The sequence below is a fragment of the Arthrobacter globiformis NBRC 12137 genome, assembly GCF_000238915.1.
GTDB classification, from domain to species: Bacteria; Actinomycetota; Actinomycetes; order Actinomycetales; family Micrococcaceae; genus Arthrobacter; species Arthrobacter globiformis.
Genome location: NZ_BAEG01000045.1, coordinates 1 through 22588, shown reverse-complemented (window position 1 = coordinate 22588; position 22588 = coordinate 1). Strand labels below are relative to the sequence as shown.

General features: G+C 65.3%; 18 protein-coding genes. 7 read left to right on the top strand and 11 right to left on the bottom strand.

Going from position 1 to position 22588, the window contains the following annotated elements; all coding sequences use genetic code 11:
* Positions 1-1322 (bottom strand): ATP-binding cassette domain-containing protein (locus tag ARGLB_RS08350; RefSeq protein WP_003801099.1); only part of this gene is annotated, 1322 nt, incomplete at its 3' end.
* 85 nt (positions 1323-1407) lie between these two features.
* Positions 1408-2532, bottom strand: a complete 1125-nt coding sequence (gene chvE, locus ARGLB_RS08345) for a multiple monosaccharide ABC transporter substrate-binding protein (protein ID WP_003801098.1) — start codon at positions 2530-2532, stop codon at positions 1408-1410.
* 363 nt (positions 2533-2895) lie between these two features.
* Between chvE and ARGLB_RS08340 the strand changes: the two genes are divergently transcribed.
* A complete protein-coding gene (locus ARGLB_RS08340) occupies positions 2896-3486 on the top strand; it encodes a TetR/AcrR family transcriptional regulator (protein ID WP_003801096.1) in 591 nt (196 codons plus the stop codon).
* Complete coding sequence (locus tag ARGLB_RS08335) at positions 3483-4418, top strand: DMT family transporter (RefSeq protein ID WP_003801093.1); 936 nt, start codon at positions 3483-3485, stop codon at positions 4416-4418. The genes ARGLB_RS08340 and ARGLB_RS08335 overlap by 4 nt, the downstream gene beginning before the upstream one ends.
* 147 nt (positions 4419-4565) lie before the next feature.
* Here the strand turns inward: ARGLB_RS08335 and ARGLB_RS08330 are convergent, their stop codons facing one another.
* From ARGLB_RS08330 to ARGLB_RS08305, 6 genes are all read right to left on the bottom strand, one after another.
* Positions 4566-4760: a hypothetical protein gene (locus tag ARGLB_RS08330; RefSeq protein ID WP_003801091.1), complete on the bottom strand. Its 195-nt coding sequence runs from the start codon at positions 4758-4760 to the stop codon at positions 4566-4568.
* A gap of 254 nt (positions 4761-5014) precedes the next feature.
* Entirely contained in the window at positions 5015-6469 is a 1455-nt protein-coding gene (locus ARGLB_RS08325; protein ID WP_003801089.1) for a family 43 glycosylhydrolase, read from the bottom strand.
* 63 nt (positions 6470-6532) lie between these two features.
* Positions 6533-7549 carry a galactofuranose ABC transporter, permease protein YjfF gene (yjfF, locus tag ARGLB_RS08320; RefSeq protein ID WP_003801087.1) on the bottom strand — a complete coding sequence of 339 codons (1017 nt, stop codon included), beginning with the start codon at positions 7547-7549 and terminating at the stop codon, positions 6533-6535.
* Positions 7549-8592: an ABC transporter permease gene (locus ARGLB_RS08315; RefSeq protein ID WP_003801085.1), complete on the bottom strand. Its 1044-nt coding sequence runs from the start codon at positions 8590-8592 to the stop codon at positions 7549-7551. Before ARGLB_RS08315 ends, yjfF begins: the two co-directional genes overlap by 1 nt.
* Positions 8589-10115, bottom strand: coding sequence for a sugar ABC transporter ATP-binding protein (locus tag ARGLB_RS08310; RefSeq protein WP_003801084.1), 1527 nt, complete (start codon positions 10113-10115; stop codon positions 8589-8591). Before ARGLB_RS08310 ends, ARGLB_RS08315 begins: the two co-directional genes overlap by 4 nt.
* 79 nt (positions 10116-10194) lie before the next feature.
* Complete coding sequence (locus ARGLB_RS08305) at positions 10195-11178, bottom strand: ABC transporter substrate-binding protein (protein ID WP_003801082.1); 984 nt, start codon at positions 11176-11178, stop codon at positions 10195-10197.
* A gap of 281 nt (positions 11179-11459) precedes the next feature.
* On the opposite strand from ARGLB_RS08305, the gene ARGLB_RS08300 reads away from it, so the two are divergent.
* From ARGLB_RS08300 to ARGLB_RS08290, 3 genes are all read left to right on the top strand, one after another.
* The gene (locus ARGLB_RS08300; protein WP_003801080.1) at positions 11460-13997 is read left to right on the top strand and encodes an alpha-L-arabinofuranosidase family protein; all 2538 of its coding nucleotides are present in this window, start codon (positions 11460-11462) and stop codon (positions 13995-13997) included.
* A 96-nt stretch (positions 13998-14093) separates the two neighbouring features.
* Positions 14094-17171: a beta-L-arabinofuranosidase domain-containing protein gene (locus ARGLB_RS08295; protein WP_003801078.1), complete on the top strand. Its 3078-nt coding sequence runs from the start codon at positions 14094-14096 to the stop codon at positions 17169-17171.
* Between the two features lie 52 nt (positions 17172-17223).
* Positions 17224-19479: an immunoglobulin-like domain-containing protein gene (locus ARGLB_RS08290; RefSeq protein WP_003801076.1), complete on the top strand. Its 2256-nt coding sequence runs from the start codon at positions 17224-17226 to the stop codon at positions 19477-19479.
* A gap of 62 nt (positions 19480-19541) precedes the next feature.
* On the opposite strand, the gene ARGLB_RS08285 is transcribed toward ARGLB_RS08290, so the two are convergent.
* A complete protein-coding gene (locus ARGLB_RS08285) occupies positions 19542-19757 on the bottom strand; it encodes a hypothetical protein (RefSeq protein WP_003801074.1) in 216 nt (71 codons plus the stop codon).
* 157 nt (positions 19758-19914) lie between these two features.
* Between ARGLB_RS08285 and ARGLB_RS08280 the strand changes: the two genes are divergently transcribed.
* Together ARGLB_RS08280 and ARGLB_RS08275 are read left to right on the top strand one after the other, a co-directional pair.
* Positions 19915-20112: a hypothetical protein gene (locus tag ARGLB_RS08280; RefSeq protein WP_003801072.1), complete on the top strand. Its 198-nt coding sequence runs from the start codon at positions 19915-19917 to the stop codon at positions 20110-20112.
* 75 nt (positions 20113-20187) lie between these two features.
* Complete coding sequence (locus tag ARGLB_RS08275) at positions 20188-20724, top strand: GNAT family N-acetyltransferase (RefSeq protein WP_003801071.1); 537 nt, start codon at positions 20188-20190, stop codon at positions 20722-20724.
* Here ARGLB_RS08275 and ARGLB_RS08270 read toward each other — a convergent pair.
* Positions 20690-21994: an MFS transporter gene (locus tag ARGLB_RS08270; protein WP_003801069.1), complete on the bottom strand. Its 1305-nt coding sequence runs from the start codon at positions 21992-21994 to the stop codon at positions 20690-20692. The two genes, ARGLB_RS08275 and ARGLB_RS08270, sit on opposite strands and share 35 nt — an antisense overlap.
* The gene (locus tag ARGLB_RS08265; protein ID WP_003801067.1) at positions 21991-22452 is read right to left on the bottom strand and encodes a MarR family winged helix-turn-helix transcriptional regulator; all 462 of its coding nucleotides are present in this window, start codon (positions 22450-22452) and stop codon (positions 21991-21993) included. The genes ARGLB_RS08270 and ARGLB_RS08265 overlap by 4 nt, the downstream gene beginning before the upstream one ends.
* Positions 22453-22588: the final 136 nt, after the last annotated feature.

Here is a 22588-nt window from a genome sequence, read left to right as displayed (position 1 = left end):
ACGTCGATGCCCCGGGTGGGCTCGTCCAGGATCAGCACGTCGGGATCGGAGAACATCCATTTGCTGAGGACCACCTTTTGCTGGTTGCCGCCGGAGAGCTTCCCGGTGATGGCGGCGACGGACGGGGCCTTGATGTTCATGCTCTTCCGGTAGCTGTTGGCCACCGTGGTTTCCTTGTTCTTGTCCACCCAGCCGCGCTTGGCGATCTTGGGCAGGGCGGCCATGGAGATGTTCCGCTTGATGTCCTCGATGAGGTTCAGACCGTAGTGCTTGCGGTCCTCGGTGGCGTAGGCGATGCCGTGGCGGATGGCCTCAGGGACGGTGGAAGTGTTGATTTCCTTGCCGTACTTGAACACCTTTCCGGAGACGGTGCGGCCGTACGTGCGGCCGAAGACACTCATGGCCAGTTCCGTGCGGCCGGCTCCCATGAGGCCCGCGAGCCCCACCACTTCGCCCTTGCGGACGTTCAGGCTGGCGTTGTGCACCACGGTGCGGCTGTGGTCCTGCGGGTGCTGTACCGTCCAGTCCTCGATGCGCAGGACTTCTTCGCCGATCTGCGGTTCCCGCTCGGGGTAGAGGCTGTCCAGGTCACGGCCCACCATGCCGCGGATGATGCGTTCCTGGGTGATCTGGCCCTGGTCCACGCGCAGGGTTTCGATGGACTTGCCGTCGCGGATGATGGTGACGGCGTCCGCGACCTTGCGGATTTCGTTGAGTTTGTGGCTGATGATGATGCTGGTGACGCCTTGGCCTTTCAGGTGCAGGATCAGGTCCAGCAGGTGGTCCGAGTCCTCGTCGTTCAGGGCCGCGGTGGGCTCGTCCAGGATCAGCAGCTTCACCTCCTTGGACAGCGCCTTGGCGATTTCGACGAGCTGCTGCTTGCCCACGCTGATGTGCTGGATGGGGGTGACCGGGTTTTCGTCCAGGCCAACCCGGGCCAGCAGCTTGGCCGCTTCCAGGTTCGTCTTGCGCCAGTCGACCCAGCCGCGGGAAGCCATTTCGTTGCCCAGGAAGATGTTTTCCGCGATGGACAGGTACGGGCTCAGGGCCAGCTCCTGGTGAATGATCACGATGCCGCGCTTCTCGCTGTCGCCGATGGACGCGAAGTCGCAGCGTTCGTTCTCGAAGAGGATGTCCCCCTCGAAGGTGTTGTGGGCGTAGACGCCGGAGAGCACCTTCATCAGGGTGGACTTGCCTGCCCCGTTTTCGCCGCAGATCGCGTGGACCTCGCCGCGGTTCACATCCAGCGTGACATCCTGGAGTGCCTTGACGCCGGGGAAGGTCTTGGTGATCCCGCGCATCTGAAGAATGGGTACGTTCATTGGTTATTTCCCGCTGATCTGTTCGATGAGCTGATCTGTTGAGGGGGAGGGGGTGCCCGCGCCTGCAGGCACCCCCGCAATGCTGCTACTTGATGTCGGCGTCGGTGTAGTAACCGGAGTCGATGAGTTCCTGCTTGTAATTGTCCTTGGTGACGATCACGGACTTCAGCAGGAAGGCCGGGACCACCTTGACCTTGTTGTTGTAGGTCTCGGTGTCATTGGTCTCGGGCTGCTGGCCCTTCAGGACGGCGTCCACCATCTTCACGGCCTGCTCGCCGAGCTTGCGGGTGTCCTTGAAGATCGTGGAGTACTGCTCGCCGGCGACGATGGACTTCACCGAGCCCTTTTCCGCGTCCTGGCCGGTCACGACCGGCAGGGCGCCCTTGGAGTAGCCGCCGGTGCTGGTCAGGGCCGAGATGATGCCGATGGAGAGGCCGTCATAGGGCGACAGCACGCCGTCGAGCTTCTTGCCTGAACCGTAAGCGGCGGTGAGGATGTCTTCCATCCGCTTCTGGGCGGTTGCCGCCTGCCAGCGCAGGATGGCGGCCTGCTCGAACTTGGTCTGGCCGCTGGGCACCTTGAGGGTGCCGGCGTCCAGGTACGGCTTCAGGGTGTCCATGGCACCGGTCCAGAAGAAGTTGGCGTTGTTGTCGTCGGGGCTGCCCGCGAAGAGTTCCACGTTGAACGGGCCCTTGCCCTCGACCTTCTTGCCGGAGGCGTCCACCAGGCCCAGCCCGGTCAGCAGCGAGGTGGCCTGCTGGACGCCCACCTCATAGTTGTCGAAGGTGGTGTAGTAGTCCACGTTCGGGGTGCCGTTGATCAGCCGGTCGTAGGCGATGACCTTGACGTTCTGTTCCTTGGCCTTGGCCAGGACATCTGTCAGCGTAGTGCCGTCGATGGCGGCGATGATCAGGGACTTGGCGCCCTTGGTCAGCATGTTCTCGATCTGCGAGACCTGGGTGGGAATGTCGTCGTTGGCGTACTGCAGGTCCGTTTTGTAGCCGAGCTTGGTCAGGGATTCGGAGACGTTCTTGCCGTCCGCGATCCAGCGTTCCGACGTCTGTGTCGGCATGGAGATTCCCACCAGGGCACCGGCAGCGTCGGCGCTGCTGGAGTTGGTGGCGGCGCCGGGGCGGCTTCCGCAGCCGGTGGCCCCCACCGTAACAGCCAGGACGACGGCGACGGCGCCCAGGAGTTTCTTGATTCTCACGTTATTCTCCTTCCGTGGCCTGGTCGGGCCACGAATCGGTGCTTGAGCGGAAAGCGTATGTACTTTCCGCCAGAGCCGGCCACTTGTGTCCGGCGTACCGAGGCCGTTCCGCAGGACCGGCACCGGAGGCTGTTATCACCGGAGCGGGGACTCCGGCTGCCCCAACATCACTGTTAGCGCTAACAATCAAGGACTATATTATCCCCGCCGAGGCTGTGAAGCAAGACACAGATTGATGACAATGACGGCAGTGCCTGGCGCTGTTTGGACGTGCGCCTCCCGGGGTTGCGGGGATTTTGAGCGCAGATAGTGAGTAGGTAGACTGGCCTACCTACTCTCTATCTGCTGCAGGAGGTTTTAGCAGTGACTGCACCTGAAGGCCGAGCAAAGCGGCCTGCCCGCGCATCGCTCCTGGAGGCTGCGGCGCGGCTCTTCTATGCCGACGGCGTTGCGGCCACGGGCATCGACGCCATCACGACGGCGGCCGGGGTGGCCAAGAAAAGCCTCTACAACAACTTCGCGTCCAAGGCGGACCTGGTGGCGGCCTACCTCGCCGACCGGCATGAGGAATGGCTCGCCCTGTACCGGGATCGGGTAGCGTCGGCGGCCGGCGCCCAGGAGCGTGTCCTGGCGGTGTTCGACGCCTACATCGACCACGCGAACTTTGCCTACGAACACGGTTTCAGGGGGTGCGGCCTGCTCAACGCTGCCGCGGAACTTCCTGCGGGGGCTCCGGGGCGGCAGGCCGTACGGCAGCACAAGGAAGAGGTCGAGGGCCTCCTGCTCAGGCACCTGGCGGCGCTGCTGCCGCAGCAGGATGAAGCGGCAGGCAGGGTTGCCCGGCACCTGGCGTTCCTGCTCGAGGGTTCAATGGCGAGGGCCGGCCTTGAAGGCGGAGACCGCTGCCTGCGCGAGGCCCGGATAATCGCGGCCCGGATGCTGGCGGAGCTATGAAAGCGGTGCGTGGCCGATTCAGCGGGCCCCTCCTGGGTGCGGTTTTTGTTGTGGGCGCGTCGGTGCTTTGGGGCACCACCGGTACCGTCGCCACGTTCGCACCGTCGGTGAGTCCGCTGGCTATCGGCGCCGTGGCAATGGGTGTGGGCGGATTGCTGCAGGCGCTATACGCGGTGCACCCGATTGCCAGTCATTGGGGCAGCCTCCGCGGCCGGTGGCTGCTGGTTTCCCTGGGTGCCGCGGCGGTGGCCGTGTACCCTCTTGCCTTCTACAGCTCCATGCACCTGGCCGGCGTGGCGCTCGGAACGGTGGTCTCGATCGGCTCAGCCCCTCTGGCATCGGCCATCATCGAGCGTTTTGCGGAGCGGAAAGTGCTGACCCGCCGCTGGATGCTCGGCGCGCTGATCGGGGTGGCGGGCGCCGGACTGCTGTGCTTTGCCGGTGGCGGTGCGGAACGCCCGGGCGCCCTTGCCGAACCCTGGGCCGCGCCGGCAGGAATCGTTCTGGGGCTCGTAGCGGGCGTCACCTACGCTTTGTACTCGTGGGCTGCCCACCGCCTGATCAGCGGGGGAGTGTCATCCCGCGCCGCCATGGGTGCTGTGTTCGGGCTGGGCGGAGTGCTCCTGATGCCAGTGCTCGCCGTGACCGGCGGGCCGCTCCTTGAGTCCTGGGGCAATTTCACCGTGGGCGCCTACATGGCGCTTGTGCCGATGTTCGCCGGCTACGTCTTGTTCGGCTGGGGACTGGCGCGCGTCCGCGCGAGCACCGCAACGGGCCTTTCCCTCATGGAGACCGTTGTCGCCGCCGTGCTGGCGGTTGTGGTGGTGGGGGAGCGGCTACCTTCGCTGGGATGGCTCGGCGTCGTCATGGTGCTGGCGAGCCTGTTTGTCCTGACTCCACGCCAGCCCGCCCGGACGCCGCCGAAGGCGTAGCATTCTACGAACACGTTTGCGAGTGCACCTCGGACTCGTACGTCGAGTTCTACGAAAGTTATTCGACAGGGTTGTACTTAGGGATGAAAAGGCATTCCGGTGAATGCAGGAATACCTTTCGATGCGTGCTACTACCCTTTGGGAATTTCAGGCTGCCCTTTGGCGATCGAAGCCGGCTATTTCGAACCCGCGCCTGGCGCTAAAGACGCCCACACTCTCCGGCGAGCAAACGAAGAACTGCGGCTGCTCTACCGGCGCGAACGGAACGATGAGCCACCGGCCGCCGTAGAACTCGACATAGGAGTCCGGGGGGCACCTTGCGTAAGCTTCTTCCCGCGTCATGATCTTTCCTTTCGATTAGTAGCTGCACCAGCTGATGCTGATGGCTTCTGCCTGAAATCCATGATTCCGAAACGAACGGGCAGGGGTAACGCCGTTTTCTGACGGTTCTGACTACCCTTTCGGGTGGGGCCTGTTAAAAACAGCAGGGCCGGCGGTGAGACCGCTGGCCCTGCCATATGCACAACCACCACATCACCAGTGATTCGCAGTCACCCACGCGCCCGGCGCGCGGGAGTCTCAGGATTCGGAAAGGACTAGGAGCGCAGGTAGAACGTGGCCGCCGGCCGCTCGTCTTTGCCCACCTTCGCCAGCGCCAGGGCACCCTGCCGGAGGACAAGGTAGGCGCCCGGGATGTCGACGGACTCGAAGGAGGCGCCGGCGGCATCCGACAGACCGCCCCGCCGAAGGAAGGCCGACGACGACCCCTCCGTGGTCGCGATGCTCACCGATGTTCCCTGCACCCGGAGATAGCGGCCCTTCGTCAGCACGGGCTCGATGACCACAGAGTTCTTCTTGGCGTAGCCGGGCGCGATGCGGAACTGGGATGACCCCAGTGCAGGGGATAAAGCTGCCGTGACGGTGGCGCCGTCGTGCGCCAGGAATGTGCCCGGACCCGAGGCGGGCTCGAGCCGGACGGGCAGTTCGCCATCGCCCACCGGTACGCCGAAGTTCGGCGTGCCGTCCGCGTTCCAGTACAGCCGCTGCACCCGGGCGTGCCGGTTGGGGTCGTACAGCGGGTCGCCGACGATAGCGCGGTAGGACCGGGCGTGGTACACCAGCACGTCGTTTCCGGCCTCGTCCACAGTGAACGAGTTGTGCCCGGGACCGTACTGTTTGGCGCCCTCGGTGGTGACGAAGACGGGGACGGGGGTCTTCGTCCATGAGGATGCGTTGAGCAGGTCGGCGCTGGCATCCGCCGTCAGCAGGCCCATGCAGTAGTTGGCGTCCGTGGCGCTGGCGGAGAAGGTGACAAAGATGCCGCCGTTCCTCTTGATGACCGCGGCGCCTTCATTGACCTTGTAGCCCCGGGTCTCCCAGTCCAGCGTCGGAACAGCGATGCGCACGGGGGTGCTGGAGAGCGTTGACGGCGACGACATGGACGCGATGTACAGGCTGGAGTTCACGCCGGTGTCGCTTTGTGCCCACAGCAGGTAGCGCGTGCCCTCGTGCTCGAACGTGGTGGCATCCAGGGAGAAGGTGTCGGCATGCGTGTACACGCGGACCGGCGGTCCCCATACGGCAGTGGTCGGATCGGCGTCGCTTGTGGAAATCACGTAGATTCGCACCCGGAAGACATCGCTGCTGTCCCCGGCGGCGAAGTAGATGTGCCACTGGCCGTCGAAGTGGTGCAGCTCCGGAGCCCAGATGTGGCCGCCCATGGTTCCGGAGGCGGGCCGTGTCCACACCACCGCTTCCGCAGCGGTGCCAAGCCCCGCGATGGTGTGGGAGGAGCGGACGATGATGCGGTTGTACTCGGGCACGGAACCGGTGAAGTAGTACTTGCCGTCCGTGTGCTTCATGAGCCACGGGTCCGCCCGCTGCGGCACCACCGGGTTGATCACCTGAGTCGGATCAACGGCGGCGGCAGCGGCGGGCGCCGCCACCAGGGCCCCGCCGCCGGCGCCCGCGACGGCGAAGGCTGCTGCGGCCGCGGATCCGGTGCCCAGGAAGGACCGGCGGGAGAACTGGCGGTTGACGGAATCATTCATGCTGAAAAGTCCTTTCGACGTGCGGGAAGGAGGGAGGAACGGGCAAAGCGGGACAGGTAAAAGTCAGCCGGCCTTCCGGGCGAAGAGCCGCTGCAGCAGGATGAAGACGAGGAGCAGGCCGCCGATGACGATCTTGGTCCACCAGGAGCTGAGGGTGCCGTCGTACGCGATGAAGGTCTGGACGATCCCCAGCACCAGAACCCCGACGACGGATCCGAGCACGTAGCCGGTGCCGCCGGTCAGCAGGGTGCCGCCGATGACCACCGCTGCGATGGCGTCGAGCTCCATGCCCTGGGCCGCCAGGCTGTAGCCGGAGAGGCTGTAGAACGAGAACAGGATGCCGGCAACGGCTGAGCAGAGGCCGCTGAGGGCGTAGACCAGGATCTTGGTGCTCTTCACGGGCAGGCCCATCAGCATGGCCGAGTGTTCGTTGCCGCCGATGGCGTAGACGGTCCGGCCGAAGCGGGTGTGGTGCAGGACGAAGAAGGCGATGGCCACGATTCCGAGGGCCAGGAGGACCCCGGGTGAGACGAAGAGGTCCCCGGACAGCGGGATCTGTGCCTGCGCCATGCCGGTGAAGAATCCTTCGGTGACCGGAATGGAGTCCAGGCTGATGACGTAGCAGAGGCCGCGGGCGAGGAACATGCCGGCCAGGGTCACGATGAACGGCTGGATGTCGAAGTACTGGATGATCAGCCCCATCAGGAGCCCGAGCCCGCCGCCGATGAGGAGCACAAGGACGATGACGGCCCCGGCGTTCCAGCCCTGCTGCAGGAGCGTGGCGCTCACCATCATGGACAGCGCGACGACGGCCCCGACGGAAAGGTCGATGCCGCCGGTCAGGATCACGAAGGTCATGCCGACGGCCAGCACGATGAGGAAGGTGTTGTCGATGAAGAGGTTCAGGAAGACCTGGCCGGAGAGGAAGCTGGGGTACATCCCCGCCCCCACGGCGAACATGGCGAGGAACAGGCCCACCGTGGCCAGGGTCGGCGCGTAGCGGGCACCACCGCGCAGGCGGCTGCGCGCCGGCGACGGCTTCTTGAGGGTCCGGGGCGTGAGCGTGGACAGCGGGGACATTAGATGGCGACCTTTTCCTTTGCGGCTTCCTTGGCGGCGGGCTTCGGTGCTGCCTTGAGCCTGTTGAGCAGGTTCCGCGCCTTGGGCGCCTGCAGGAGGCAAACGGTGATGACCACGAGCGCCTTGAACACCAGGGTCACCTCCGGCGGGATCCCGAGCGTGTAGACGGTGGTGGTCAGTGTCTGGATGATGAAGGCCCCGACGACGGTTCCCACCAGGGTGTAGCGCCCGCCTGCCAGTGAGGTGCCGCCGATGACGACGGCCAGGATAGCGTCCATTTCGATGTAGAGCCCGGCATTGTTGGCGTCGGCCGCCGTGACGTTGGAGCTAATCATCAGGCCGGCAATCGCGGCGCAGACTGCGCTGAAGATGTAGACGATCCAGATGATGTTCCGTGCCCGGAGTCCGGCCAGGCGGCTGGCGACGGGGTTGATGCCGACGGCCTCGATCAGGGTTCCCAGTGCGGTGCGCCGGGTGAGGACGGCAGCCAGGGCGAAGACGGCCGCGGTAATGAGGATGGAGATCGGCAGGGTGAACAGGTATCCGGCACCGATCGATTTGTAGTGGTCGTTGGACACGGAGATGATCTGGCCGCCGGTGATGAGCTGGGCGACTCCGCGGCCGGCTGTCATGAGGACCAGGGTGGCGATGATCGGCTGCACGCCGATGGTGGAGACCAGGAAGCCGTTCCAGACGCCGAGGGCGAGGCCGGCGACGACGGCGATGAGGACCGCCGTGGCGGCCGTCACCGGGGACCCGGGGTCGGGGGAGGCGGCGATGTAGGCGCACGAGGCGGCGCCGGCGATCGCCACCACTGCGCCGACTGAGAGGTCGATGCCGCGGGTGGCGATGACCAGGGTCATGCCGAGGGCGATGAGGATAGTGGGTGCGCCGTTGCGCATGATGTCGATCAGGCTGCCGTAGAGGTGCCCGTCCTGCATCCGAAGGCCCAGGAAGTCGGGGCGGAAGATCTGGTTCAGCAGCAGCAGCGCTGCCAGGGCTATCACCGGCCAGGCAAGGCGGTGTTTGAGGAGTGATTTCACTGGGCACCTCCGGCGATGACCGTCATGACGTCTTCCACGGAGACGCCGTCGTTGTTGATTTCGGCGACCATTGCCCTGTCCTTGATGACCGCGACGCGGTCGCTCACGCGCAGCACCTCCTCAAGTTCGGAGGAGATGAAGAGGATGGACATCCCGTCGGCGGCGAGTTTGTTGACGAGTTTCTGGATCTGGGTCTTGGCTCCGATGTCGATGCCGCGGGTGGGCTCGTCGAGGATCAGGAGTTCGGGGTGGGTCACCAGCCAGCGGGCCAGGAGCACCTTCTGCTGGTTTCCGCCGCTGAGGTTGCGGATAAGCGCGTCGGGGTTGGCCGGCCGGATGTCGAGGGCTTCAATGTACTCGGCCACCAGCTCGTCCTGGACGCGGCGGGGGATGCGGCGCGCCCAGCCCTTGCTGGCCTGCATGGCCAGCACCAGGTTGTCGCGCACGGTGAGGTCCCCGATGAGGCCTTCCTCCTTACGGTCCTCGGAGCAGAATCCGATGCGCTTGTCGATGGCCGCCCGCGGCGAACGGATCTTCTGGCTCGCGCCCTTGACCTTGATGGAGCCTTCGTCGGCCTTGTCCGCTCCGAAAAAGAGCCGGGCGATCTCGGTCCGGCCGGCACCGAGCAGGCCGGCCAGGCCCACCACTTCACCCGGATAAATGGCCAGGTCCACGTTGGATACGGACCCCTTCCGGCCGAGGCCCTGGGCTTCGATGAAGGGCGTGGCGCCGGCGCCGCTGCCGGCGCGGGTCCGGGCAGGGGCCTGGTCCAGTTCGGCGAGGGCCTCCATGTCCTTGCCGATCATCTTGGAGATGAGGCTCATGCGGGAGAGGTCACGGGTCAGGTACTCACCCACGAGTTTTCCGTTGCGCAGGACGGTCATGCGGTCGGAGATCTCGTAGACCTGCTCCAGGAAATGAGAAACGAAGAGGATGGCGACGCCGCGGTCGCGGAGGTCCCTGATGACGCGGAACAACTGGTTGACCTCGTCGGCGTCCAGGCTCGACGTCGGCTCGTCCAGGATCAGGACCTTGGCGTTGATCTCCACCGAACGGGCGATGGCGATCAGCTGCTGGACGGCGATGGAATGGGTGGACAGCAGGGATCCGGGATCGATGTGGTCCAGCTGCAGTTCGGCCAGGACCTCCCGGGTCCGGGACCGCACGTCCTTCCAGTCGATGGAACCCCGACGGCGGGGCTCGCGGCCCAGCAGGACGTTTTCCTCAACGGTGAGGTTGGGGCAGAGGTTGACTTCCTGGTAGACGGTGCTGATGCCCGCGGCCTGGGATTCGCCCGGTGTCGAAAACCGCTGCGGTTCGCCGAGGACCGTGATGGCACCGGAATCAATGGTGTACACGCCGGTCAGTGCCTTGATCAGCGTGGACTTCCCGGCTCCGTTCTCGCCCATCAGGGAGTGGACCTCACCCTGGAAGAGGCGGAAATCGACGCCGTCGAGCGCCTTAACCCCTGGGAATCCAATAGCTATGTCGGTCATCTCGACGACCGGAACGATTTCGTTCATCCTCGTGTCTTTCCTGTGTTTGGTGTGCCGTGCGGCGGCGGTGATCCGCCGCCGCACGGACGTTCAGGGGCGCCGCGGCTCAGTACGGGCGGCTGGCAAGAACCTGCTTGGCCTGCTCCTGCGTGAAGGTCGTCTCCTCGGTGACGACGCGCTCGGGCACGGTCTCACCGGCAATGACCTTCTTCGCGAGATCCATGAGCTGGTCGCCGAGCATGGGGCTGCACTCGACGATGTAGTTGATCTTGCCGTTGCTCAGCGCCGTCATGCCGTCCTTCACGGCGTCGATGGTGATGATCTTGATGTCCTTGCCGGGAACCTTGCCGGCGGCTTCGATTGCTTCGATGGCGCCGAGGCCCTCGTCGTCGTTGTGGGCGAACACGACGTCGATGTCAGCGTTGTTCTTGAGGAAGGCCTCCATGACCTGCTTGCCGCCGCTGCGGGTGAAGTCGCCGCTCTGCGAGGCGACGATCTTCAGCTTCGGGTCAGCCTTGATGGCTTCCGCGAAGCCTTCCTTCCGGTCGTTCGCGGGTGCGGATCCGGTGGTGCCCTGGATTTCGACGATGTTGACGGTGTCGGTTGATGACTTGGACTCCTTGACGAGCCAGTCCCCGGCCTTCTTGCCTTCCTCCACAAAGTCGGAGCCGAGGAAGGTCTTGTAGAGCGTCTTGTCCGAGGAGTCCACCGCGCGGTCCGTCAGGATCACCGGAATCTTGGCGTTCTTGGCTTCCTTCAGCACCGTGTCCCAGCCGGACTCCACCACGGGAGAGAACGCGATGACATCGACCTTCTGCTGGATGTAGGAGCGGATGGCCTTGATCTGGTTCTCCTGCTTCTGCTGGGCGTCGGAGAACTTCAGGTCGACTCCGGCCTTCTTCGCCGAATCCTGGACCGACTTGGTGTTGGCCGTCCGCCAGCCGCTCTCGGCGCCAACCTGGGCGAAGCCCATGGTGATCTTGTCACCGCCGCTGGTGCCGGCAGCACTGCCGGCACCAGCGGTCCCGCCGCACGCAGTGAGGGTAAGCATTGATGCGGCGGCCACCGCAAGCAGGGATTTCTTAAACACAACATCCTCCCGGAAGCGTAGTTACATTGCAGGCGGGAGACTTCAAACACCGCCGTTGCTGCAAGTGAGCTGATGCGCTCGTGGATCATTGTGAACGCTAACAATCAGGGCCGTCAAGTAGTTCGGGTCACAATTCCGCACCCGTATGGAGAGGCTGCTGATTTTTGTGAATCCTCTTTACAAGATGCGAAAGATGTCGAATACTCAACTCCGGTCGGCGTTTTGTTAGCGTTAACACTGGTTGCCGGCGAACCATTCAATGGAGAAAGGCCTTCCCTTCCATGCCATCCAAACCACCAAGTCCCGCCAAACGGACGTGCACCCTGGTGCTTGCCGGGTCCCTGACGGCCGCTCTGCTGTCACTGACGCCGGCCATCGGCGCCAATGCGGAGTCCGCCCAGAACCGGACCATCAGCATCGACGCCGCCGGTTCCGGGCCGTCGATCGATTCCACCATGTATGGAGCCTTCTACGAGGACATCAACCAGGGCGCCGACGGCGGCATCTACGCGGAGCTCGTCCAGAACCGGTCGTTTGAGTTCAACTCCGCCGACAACCGCACCTACAGCCCGATGACCGCCTGGGAAACCCTGAAACGGGGCAGTGCCGGAACAATCACTGTCGTCAATGACAACAACCGGCTGAACGAAAACAACCGGAACTACCTGCAGATCGAAGCCACCAGCGCGGGCGCGGGAACCGGCGCCGGAGTGGGCGTGCGCAACAGCGGCTGGAACGCCGGGCAAAAGCTCGAGGCGCACAAAAAGTACAACTACTCGGTGTGGGCGCGCACGTCCAACCCTGTGGGGTCCACCGTCGCCGTCACGCTGGAAACCCCGGAAGGTACCCGGCTGGACATCGCCACGGTCAAGATCAAGGGTGACAGCTGGGCCAAATACGAGGTGACGCTGTCGCCGAAGTCCTCCACGGACGCCGGCCGGCTCGCCACCCTTGTCCAGGGAACCGGCACCGTCCGGCTCGACATGGTTTCGCTGTTCCCCAAGGACACCTGGAACGGCAGGGAAAACGGGCTCCGCAAGGACCTTGCCGAGAAGATCAACGACCTGCACCCGGGATTCCTGCGCTTCCCCGGCGGCTGCATCGTCAACACCGGAAGCTATGACACCTACTCGGCCCCCAACTACACACGGGCCCGCACCTACCAGTGGAAGGACACCATCGGCCCGGTGGAGCAGCGCCCGGCGAACCGGAACTTCTGGGGCTACAACCAGACCTACGGCCTGGGCTACATGGAGTACTTCCAGTGGGCCGAGGACATGGGCGCCGCCCCCGTGCCTGTGGTCCCGGTGGGCGTGACCGGCTGCGGCGATACCGAGCAGGCCCCGGACCAGGCCACGCTTGACCGCTACATCCAGGACACCCTGGACCTGATCGAGTTCGCCAACGGTGACGCCAGCACCGAGTGGGGCGCCAAGCGCATCGCCTACGGCCACCCGGCACCGTACAACCTCGACCGCATTTCCCTGGGCAACGAGGAGTACAAGCCGGAGTTCAAGCAGTACTTCACCCAGTTCTACAACGCCGTCCGCAAGGCCCACCCCGAGATCAAGATCATCGGAAACACCGGCCCGTTCAGCCAGGGTCCCGAATTCGACGACCTCGCCAAATTCAATGCCGACACCGGCGTGGACCTCGTGGACGAGCACTACTACAACGACCCCTCCTGGTTCCTGAACAACAACCACCGCTACGACTCCTACGACCGCAACAGCTACAAGGTCTTCCTCGGCGAGTACGCCTCCCGCGGAAACAAGCCTGAGAACGCATTGGCCGAAGCCTCCTACATGACCGGCCTCGAGCGGAATGCGGACGTGGTGAAGATGGCGTCCTATGCGCCGCTGATCGCGAACGAAGCGAACACGCAGTGGAGCCCGGACATGATGTTCTTCAACGGAACTTCCGTGCGCACCACCCCCAACTACGAGGTGCAGAAGCTGTTCATGAACAACGTCGGCAACCAGGTGGTGCCGAGCACGCAGGACAACCCGGCCTCTACCGTGATACCGATTTCCGGCAAGGTCGGCCTGTCCACGTGGGCCACCTCCGCCCGCTACGACGACGTGAAGGTCACCGGCCAGGACGGCGCAACCCTGTTCAGCGACGACTTCTCCGGAACCGCCGCGGCCTGGACCGGCAACGGTACCGGATCCTGGTCCATCCAGGACGGCGGCTACGTCCAGTCCAGCACCACCGCCCAGAACACGATGGTGACCGCCGGCAGCGCCGACTGGAGCAACTACACGCTCAGCACCAAGGCAACCAAGCTGGCCGGTTCCGAAGGCTTCCTCGTCTCCTTCGGCGTCAAGGACACCGGAAACTACTTCTGGTGGAACCTGGGCGGCTGGAACAACTCCAAGTCCGTTGTCGAAAAGGCCGTCAACGGCGGCAAGACGAATGTCATCGAAAAGAACACCGTGATCCAGACCGGACATGAATACGACATCCGGATCGAGGTTACCGGGCGCACGGCCAAGCTCTACCTGGACGGAGTCCTGTGGGGAACGGTGGACGACACGCAGGCCGATCCCGTCTACTCCGTCGTCACCAAGGACACCAAGTCCGGGGACACCATCGTGAAGGTGGTCAACACGAAGGCCGACAAGACGCCGGTGGACATCAAGGTGACGGGTGCAGCCAACATCAGCACCACGGCCGCTGTAACCACCCTGACCCAGACCGCTGACGGGCAAAACCTGGCCCCGGCGTCGAGCACCTTCAACGGAGCCGGGGCGGCGTTCACCTATGAGTTCGAGCCCAAGTCGGTGACCTTCATCCGGCTCGCCGCAGCCCGCAAGTAGGCAGCACACCAAAGCCACGGCTTTGACCGGGAAGGCCCGGCTGGATCGCACAGCCGGGCCTTCCCCTTTACCCGGAACATTCACCCAGGAGATCCAATGACGAATCACGTGTCCAGACGAAACATCCTTCGGCTGGGGGCGGCCGCGGCTGCCCTGCCCTGGCTGCCATCGCTTGCCTCCGCAGCCGCGACGGCCGCGGAGGGCCCGATGACCAATGCACTCGCCGCCGCGGCGGCGGCTGTCCGTCCCTTCAAACTGTCCGACGTCAGCCTGGGGCCGGGGGTGTTCGCCCGGAAACGTGAGCTGATCCTGAACTTCGCCCGCGGGTACGACGAGCGGCGCTACGTCAACGTCTTCCGCGCCAATGCCGGCCTCCGGCCGCTCGACGGCGTGGTTCCGCTGCCGGCGGGAGGCTGGGAAGGGCTCGACGGCGAGGCGAACGGCAACCTGCGCGGCCACTTCACCGGGCACCACATGTCCATGCTTGCCCAGGCGTATGCGGGCACGGGGGAGGAGGTCTTCGGAACCAAGCTGCGGAACCTGGTGGCGTCCCTGCACGAATGCCGGCAGGCGCTCGCCCAGGAGCCCGCCATCCAGACCGTTGCCGGACGCCTGCCCGGGACCGCCGTCGATATTGCCCGCGGTTCCTACATGTACGGCCAGCTCCCCGCGGGCTCCCTTGACGGGCTGGCGGCCATGACCTTCACCGCGTGGGTGCGCCCGACGGCGGCGGCGAACTGGGCACGCATCTTCGACTTCGGCAACGACACCAAAACGTACGCCTTCCTCGCCCAGCGCGACGGCGCCGGGCTGCCGCGGTTCGCCATCACCCGGAACTTTGCCGGGGGTGAACAGACGATCGTGGGCGGTGCCCCGCTGCCGGTCAACGAGTGGAGCCACGTTGCGGTCACCTTGGACGGCCAGGCCGGAACGCTGTACGTCAACGGAAAGCAGGCCGGCAGGAATGCTGCCCTGACTCTGACCCCGGCCCTCCTGGGAAGCCTCGCCAAGGTGTGGCTCGGCCGGTCGCAGTACAACGATCCCAACTTCGCCGGAGCCTACCAGGACGTGAACATCTGGTCCTCCGCGCTGACCGCAGGGCAGATCGGCGAGCTGGCGGCAGCCCGCACGTCGGGCACTTCGGCGGGGAACGGCAACGTCGTCTCCCTCGCCTGCAGCGAAACCGGCGGAAACGTACTGGCCGATGCCTCCGGTAAGGGCCGGCATGCAGCGCTCCGGCGCACCTGGGGCGTGCCCAGCCACCCCGGATTCCTGGCCGCGTACCCGGAGACCCAGTTCATCGAGCTGGAGAGCAGGACCACGCCGGACTACTTCCGTGTCTGGGCTCCCTATTACACCGCGCACAAGATCCTGAAGGGTCTCCTCGACGCCTACACCGCTACCGCGGAACCAAAGGCGCTGGACCTGGCTACCGGACTCTGCGACTGGATGCACTCGCGGTTGAGCAAACTCACGCCGGCCGTACGCCAGCGCATGTGGGGAATCTTCTCCAGCGGCGAATACGGCGGCGTCGTGGAAGCCATCCTGGAGACCTACGGGCACTCGGGCAAGCCGGAGCACCTGGAGCTCGCCAAGTACTTCGACCTCGACTCCCTCATTGATGCGTGCGCCCAGGACAAGGACATCCTCGCCGGGCTCCATGCCAACCAGCACATCCCGATCTTCACCGGGCTGGTGCTGATGTACAACGCCACCGGCGAGGAGCGCTACCTGGCCGCGGCCCGCAACTTCTGGACCATGGTGGTGCCCACCCGCATGTTCAGCATCGGCGGCACCAGCCAGGGCGAGTTCTGGAAGGAGCGGGACCGGATCGCGGCCACCCTGAACGCGACCGACGCCGAATCCTGTTGCGCCTACAACATGCTCAAGCTGTCCCGCGAGCTGTTCTTCAGGGAGCAGAACCCCGCGTACATGGACTATTACGAGCGGGCACTTTTCAACCAGGTCCTCGGGTCCAAGCAGGACAAGGAAAGTGCGGAGCTGCCGCTGGCCACCTACTTCATCGGCCTGCAGCCGGGCGCCGTCCGCGACTTCACGCCCAAGCAGGGCACCACGTGCTGCGAGGGCACCGGCCTCGAGTCGGCCACGAAGTACCAGGATTCGGTCTACTTCACCGCCGGTGACGGAAGCGCGCTCTACGTCAACCTCTACATGCCGTCCACGCTCCGGTGGGCTGCGAAGAACGTCACGGTCACCCAGCAGACCTCCTACCCCTTCGAACAGCGCACCACCCTGCAGGTTGCGGGCTCCGGGCAGTTCGAGCTCCGGCTGCGGGTCCCGGCGTGGGCCACCGCCGGCTTCACCGTCCGGGTCAATGGTGCAGTAACGGAGGCGGCAGCGACGCCGGGCACCTACCTCAGCATCGCCAGGGCCTGGAAGAACGGGGACACTGTGGACGTCGAAATGCCGTTCACCCTCCGCGCCGAGCGGGCCCTGGATGACCCTTCCGTGCAGACCCTCATGTATGGGCCGGTGCACCTCGTGGCGCGCGACGCCCGCACGGATCTTCTCCCGTTCAGCCTTTACGGGACGGCCAAGCTCAACGGCGACCTTTCCCCGGCTCTTCAGCCGGTCGCAGTCAAGCCCCTGCACTTCACCGTTGCCGGCATCGAACTGGCACCCTTCCTCGAGGGAACCGAGGATGCCTGCCACTTGTACTTCCGGCGCACCGAGGCCTCAGTCGTGTTCGGCGGCGTGGATTCCGGCGTGGCCAACCCGGCGCGGGCCACCAAGACCACGCTCCTCGACGACGTCTGGCAGTCAGCCCCCTTCGCCAACAAGCCGGAGCTGCTTCGGCGCGTGGCCCAGGTGACGGCGGCGTGGGTCTCGGAAGGCTCGCTCAGCCGCGCGGACGCCGACCGGATCTACGGTGCAGCCCAGCGGGCCGCGTTCGGCAGCCCCGAAAGCGAGATCGACGACCTGCAGCAGATTGCGGCGGCGGCGCTCGCGGCCGGCCGGATCACGGCGGAAACCGGCAACATGCTCGGTGCCAGGCTGAAAGCGGCCAGCAAAGCACTCGCCCAGAAAACCCCGGCCAAGGCCGTGCACTACCTCGGGCAGTACATCGACGGCACCACCCGGGACATTGCCGACCAATCCCTGCGGGACCTGCTGGTCAGTGGCGCCCAGGCGCTGGTGGCCAGGCTGACCTGACTTACCCACCCAACCATCGCGGCCTCCGGGCCGCACGAACGAAAGTGTCTCAATGCTCCCTACCCACTCACGGGCCCGCACGGGCCCGGCCATGACAACGGCGGCCGCGCTGGCCGCTTCGGCTGCCCTGGCGCTCGGCGGGCTGGTCGCCGCGGCGCCGGCCCACTCCGCCGTCGACGACGGCCTGGTCCTCAAATACAACCTGACGGAAGCCTCCGGGACCGTTGCGGAGGACAGCTCCGGCAACGGACGCAACGGCGTGATTAGCGGTGACGCCACCGCGCTGGGCGGCGAAGGGCTGCAGCTCGGCGGTACAAACGGCCACGTCCGGCTCCCGAACGACGTCATGCGCGGGCTCAACTCCATCACCGTCTCCACCGACGTGAAGATCGCGGCCGACCAGGGCGCCCCCTACTTCATCTGGGGAATGGGCAACACCACCAACGGCACCGGCAGCGGCTACCTGTTCACCACCGGCAACGCGTACCGGACCTCCATCGCGAGCGGCAACTGGTCCACCGAGCAGACCCTCAGTGCCAACCGGGACCTGGCGCGCAGCGCCTGGAAGACCATCACCTACACCCTCAGCGGCGGCACCGCCGTCCTCTACGAGGACGGCACCGAGGTTGCCCGCAAGACCGGCGTCACCATCACGCCGGGAAGCATTGGGGGAGGAACGACGACGGCGAACTACCTCGGGCGGTCGGTCTACAGCGGTGACAAGTACCTCAAGGGGCAGGTCCGGGATTTCCGCATCTACAACCGCGCCCTCTCGGCAGCCGAGGTCCGCGAACTCGGATACGTTTCCCCGGAACAGCGGGTGGCCCTCGATCTGCAGGACCTGTCGTTGGGGGATACTTCCGCAGTGACCTCCAACCTGAAGCTGCCCACCACCGGCCCGAACGGCTCGGCTTACACCTGGTCTTCCTCGGATCCGGCCACGGTCTCAGCCCAGGGCACGGTCACCCGCCCGCCTAACGGAACCGGAGACAGGACCGTGACGCTGACCGCCACGGCCACCTCAGGAGAGGCGTCGGCGTCGAAAACGTTCACGGTCACGGTGCGGGAAGACATCAGCGACGACCAGAAGGTCACCGAGGCCGCGGCGGCCCTGAACGTGTGGGATGCCGAGGCGATCCGGGGGAACATCACCCTTCCTACCGCGGGGCTGTACGGAACGAAAGTGGAGTGGACGTCGAGCGACGAGTCCGTGGTCACTGCCACCGGCGAGGTGACGCGGCCGGCCTACGGCAGCGAGCAGGCCAGGCTTAACCTGCACGCCACGGTTTCCCTTGGCAAGACCAAGGCCAGGAAGAAGTTCCGCGTCACGGTGCTGCCGCTGCCCAAGGCCGAGGCCAAGGAAGGCTACGCCTTCGCGTACTTCACCGGCAACGACCTCGCCGGCGAGAACATCTACATGGCCGCAAGCCGCGGCAACGACGCGCTCAAGTGGGACGAGCTGAACGGCGGAAAGCCGGTCCTCACGTCCGGGCTCGGCACCAAGGGCCTGCGCGACCCGTTCATCATCCGTTCGCCCGAAGGCGACAAGTTCTACATGATCGCCACGGACCTCTCCATCGGCAGCGGCACCAGCTGGGACTCCTCCCAGCGCCAGGGCAGCCAGTACATCGAGGTCTGGGAGTCGACCGACCTGGTCAGCTGGTCCGGGCAGCGGCACGTGAAAGTCTCGCCGGACACCGCGGGGAACACCTGGGCTCCGGAAGCCCACTACGACGAAAAGATCGGCGCCTACGTCGTGTACTGGGCCTCCAAGCTCTACGCAGGCAATGATCCCAGCCACACCGGCGGCACGTACAACAAGATGATGTACTCCACCACCCGGGACTTCCGGACCTTCACCGAGGCCAAGGTGTGGAATGACCCGGGCAACTCGGTCATTGACTCCACCGTCATCAAGGAGGGCGACACGTTCTACCGGTTCACCAAGGACGAGGGACAGGTTTCCGGATGCCTGGACATCATGCAGGAAAAGTCCAAGGACCTGCTGGCCGTTGACCTGCCCGCCACGAACCCCCGCAACTGGTCGCTGATGGGCAACTGCATCGGCAAGAACGCCGGAACGGGCGGAGTGGAAGGGCCCACCGTCTTCAAGTCGAACACGGAGGAGAAGTACTACCTGTTCGTCGACGAATTCGGCGGCCGCGGCTACATCCCGCTGGAAAGCACCAGCCTGGAAAACCCCAACTGGAAGCTCTCCACCAACTACGAGCTGCCCCGCGCACCGCGCCACGGCACGGTTCTGCCTGTCACCAAGACGGAGCTGGAGCGCCTGCACAGCCAGCTGTGATTCTGCTCTGATTCGCAAGAGGACAGGGGGTTCCGCCTGCGGAGCCCCCTGTCCTTTACGTTTTATCTCTTGCCGTACTTCTTATGGACAGCCTGTTTACTGACGCCGAGGGCATGCGCAATCGCCTCCCATGACAAACCCGCCAGCCGGGCCCGCCGCACCAGGGCCGCTTCCGCCCGTCCGATCTCCCGATGCAGTTCGGCCACGGCCTGCAGGCCATTCACCGGATTGTCGCCGTCCATGGATCCCACCAAAGTTTTCAAACGGCCCACCTCCATGGCGTCAACTTTAGTTGACGGGCAGAAGGGGGTCAACGAAAGTTGACGTCGCCCATCGTGCCGATTGCGGACCACTGTCGATTCGTCAACCGGTTGACCGATAGGGAATAATTCGATTGCCGCCGATCCCTTTTTGCGAAACCGTTCTGGAGAAAATATGGAAAGCACCGGCATGATGGCCCTGTTCCTGGCTGGCTCTGACAACCTGGCCAACAGCGCCCTGCCGCAAGCCCCGACTGTCGTCGAGGAGTCGGCGCCCCGGTCAGGTGCCTGGCACGCGTTCAGGGGCAGGACCGCCAGTGCCCTTCACCGCCTGGCATGGGCTGTTGAGCCCGAGGCGCCCGGCAGCCGCTGACCCGCGGCCAAACGGTGGGGCGGGCCTACAATCACTTCTAGTGATTTCTGCCCGCTCCCACACCTTGGAGTTCCAATGATCCGGAAGGCTGTTGCCGGAGACGCTGCCGCCCTTGCTGACTTGGCGGCGGCGACGTTCCCGCTCGCTTGCCCGCCCGGCTCCTCGACCGAGGACATCCGGCTCCACCTCAAGCGGACGCTCAGCGAGGACAAATTCGCGGAGTACCTCGCGGACAGCAAAATCGCCATCCTGGTGCTTGAACAGGGCGGCGGCCGGCTTGACGGGTATACCCTGCTCGTCGACCGGCAGTCAACGGACCCCGACGTGCTCCGCGCCCTTGGCGGACGCCGGTCCGTCGAGCTGAGCAAATGCTATGTGCACCCGGACCACCACGGACGGGGCGCAGCCTCCACGCTCATGCGGGCTTCCTTGGACTGGGCTGCGGGCCAGGGTGCGGCAAGCGTCTGGCTGGGGGTCAACAGCCAGAACGCCAAAGCCATCCGCTTTTACGAGAAGTCGGGTTTCACCAATGTGGGGACGAAGTCGTTTACCCTGGGCGACTCGGTGGAGAGAGACTTCATCCTGGAGATGACTCTCCCGGCGAAGGGCTAACCACACCGCTGCCCCCATGTACCGCCCGCCTCCGCGGGAAGGAAGCCAGAAGCTGCTGCCGCATGGTGAGCCGGCTGCTGCGGACCACCACAATCACTGCGAGCAATCCGGTCAGCAGCACGACGGCACCGCCGGCGGCCACTGACCAGCGGGCGCCGAACGTGCTGCCGAGCCAGCCCATGAGCGGGGCCCCCAGGGCAGTTCCGCCCTGCAGGGTTGCCAGGTAAAGAGCAAGTACCCGGCCCCGGAACTGTGGCTCCACGGAGAGCTGGATGCTCGTATTGCAGCTGTTCAGGAACGTCATTGAGGCGAGCCCCGCCGGAACCAGAACGGCGGCGTACAGCCAGAACGACGGCGAGACGCTGCCTACCAGCGTGAAGAAACCAAGGCCCAGGGCTCCGCCGAGCAGGAAGCGCAGCCGGGGGCCGGATCTGCGGGCGGCCAGCAGGGCTCCGGCCAGTGTCCCGACCGCCATGATGGAGCCCAGGAGCCCGAATTCGCCGGGCCCCATTCCGAATTCCGCCGTGGACATCAGCGCGTTGGTGATGGGGAAATTCATGCCGAATGCCCCCAGGATGCCCACCAGGACGAGGATCAGCACCAGGTCCGGACGCCGGCGCACGTAGCCCAGCCCCTCGGCGACCTGGTGTTTGCTGCGGACTGCCGGCGGGGCCGGAGCGAGTCCCGCCGTGCGGATCCGGGCCAGCGAGATCAGGACGGCGGCGAAGCTGGCGGCGTTGAGCAGGAAAACGGGTCCGGTGCCGGCCCAGGCGATGAGTACCCCAGCGATCGCAGGTCCCGTCAGGCGGGCAGTGTTGAAGGAGGCGGAGTTGAGGGACACCGCGTTGGCGATATCGTCCTGTCCTACGAGTTCGGAGACGAAGGCCTGGCGTGCGGGCCCGTCAATGGCGCTGGCCAGCCCAAGGCAGAGGGCGGCTGCGTACACCTGCCACAGCTGCGCCGCGCCGGTAACCACCAGGAGCCCAACGACCAGCCCGCACAGGCCCATGGCCGACTGCGTCCACAACAGGATCACGCGCTTCCGGTGCCGGTCTGCGAGGACTCCTGCATAGGGGCCAAGCAGAAGCATGGGAAGGAACTGCAGGGCCGTGGTGATGCCGACGGCGGTGCCGGAATGGTCCGTGAGGACGGTCAGCACCAGCCAGTCCTGGGCCACCCTCTGCATCCAGGTGCCGATGTTGGACACAAGCGCCCCGCTGGCCCACAGCCGGTAGTTGGGGTTCTGCAATGCCCGGAAGGTGGCGCTCATCGGGCGCTCATCTCCTGCATGATGTGCGCGGCCCGGCTCAGGGTCAGCCTGTCCGCCGGGCTCAGCCCGGCGACCCGTTGCGCCAGCCAGGCGGTCCGCTGGCCCCGCGCCTCTTCCAGGACGTCCACGCCGGCAGGCGTGATGCCCACCTGGATCTGGCGGCCGTCCTCCGGGTGCGCTGACCGGGACACAAATCCCAGCTCTGCGAGGGCGTTCACAATCCGGGTCATGGACGGTGCCTGCACATGTTCACGCTCCGCAAGTTCGCGGGGGGTGCGCGGGCCGTCGCTGTGGAGCTGGGCCAGCACCGTGTACTGGCCCGGCGTAATGACGTCGCCGGTGGCCTCAACGCGAAGCCGGCGGGAGGTCCGCATCACGGCAGTCCGAAGGTCGATCGCCAGGATGTCCGGCCTGATGGACTGGGGGGTCTCTTGGTGTGCCGCTCCGGGTGCAGGCATTGAGGAAGTGCGCCTCCTGATAGTTAGCAACGCTAATTAGCTGGTCTAACCATTATCCACCGAGCTCCTCCGGGCGGCAACCAATGCGGGGCGGATGTGAGCTATCTTGCCTTCGGGGCCGCGGTGCTTTGGCGGA

Bases quoted from the DNA above. Each gene is read 5' to 3' on its own strand.
- ARGLB_RS08335 (WP_003801093.1), top strand. From the start codon at position 3,483: ATGAAAGCGGTGCGTGGCCGATTCAGCGGGCCCCTCCTGGGTGCGGTT.
- ARGLB_RS08330 (WP_003801091.1), bottom strand. From the start codon at position 4,760: ATGACGCGGGAAGAAGCTTACGCAAGGTGCCCCCCGGACTCCTATGTC.
- ARGLB_RS08325 (WP_003801089.1), bottom strand. From the start codon at position 6,469: ATGAATGATTCCGTCAACCGCCAGTTCTCCCGCCGGTCCTTCCTGGGC.
- yjfF (WP_003801087.1), bottom strand. From the start codon at position 7,549: ATGTCCCCGCTGTCCACGCTCACGCCCCGGACCCTCAAGAAGCCGTCG.
- ARGLB_RS08310 (WP_003801084.1), bottom strand. From the start codon at position 10,115: ATGAACGAAATCGTTCCGGTCGTCGAGATGACCGACATAGCTATTGGA.
- ARGLB_RS08300 (WP_003801080.1), top strand. From the start codon at position 11,460: ATGCCATCCAAACCACCAAGTCCCGCCAAACGGACGTGCACCCTGGTG.
- ARGLB_RS08295 (WP_003801078.1), top strand. From the start codon at position 14,094: ATGACGAATCACGTGTCCAGACGAAACATCCTTCGGCTGGGGGCGGCC.
- ARGLB_RS08290 (WP_003801076.1), top strand. From the start codon at position 17,224: ATGCTCCCTACCCACTCACGGGCCCGCACGGGCCCGGCCATGACAACG.
- ARGLB_RS08285 (WP_003801074.1), bottom strand. From the start codon at position 19,757: ATGGAGGTGGGCCGTTTGAAAACTTTGGTGGGATCCATGGACGGCGAC.
- ARGLB_RS08280 (WP_003801072.1), top strand. From the start codon at position 19,915: ATGGAAAGCACCGGCATGATGGCCCTGTTCCTGGCTGGCTCTGACAAC.
- ARGLB_RS08275 (WP_003801071.1), top strand. From the start codon at position 20,188: ATGATCCGGAAGGCTGTTGCCGGAGACGCTGCCGCCCTTGCTGACTTG.
- ARGLB_RS08270 (WP_003801069.1), bottom strand. From the start codon at position 21,994: ATGAGCGCCACCTTCCGGGCATTGCAGAACCCCAACTACCGGCTGTGG.
- ARGLB_RS08265 (WP_003801067.1), bottom strand. From the start codon at position 22,452: ATGCCTGCACCCGGAGCGGCACACCAAGAGACCCCCCAGTCCATCAGG.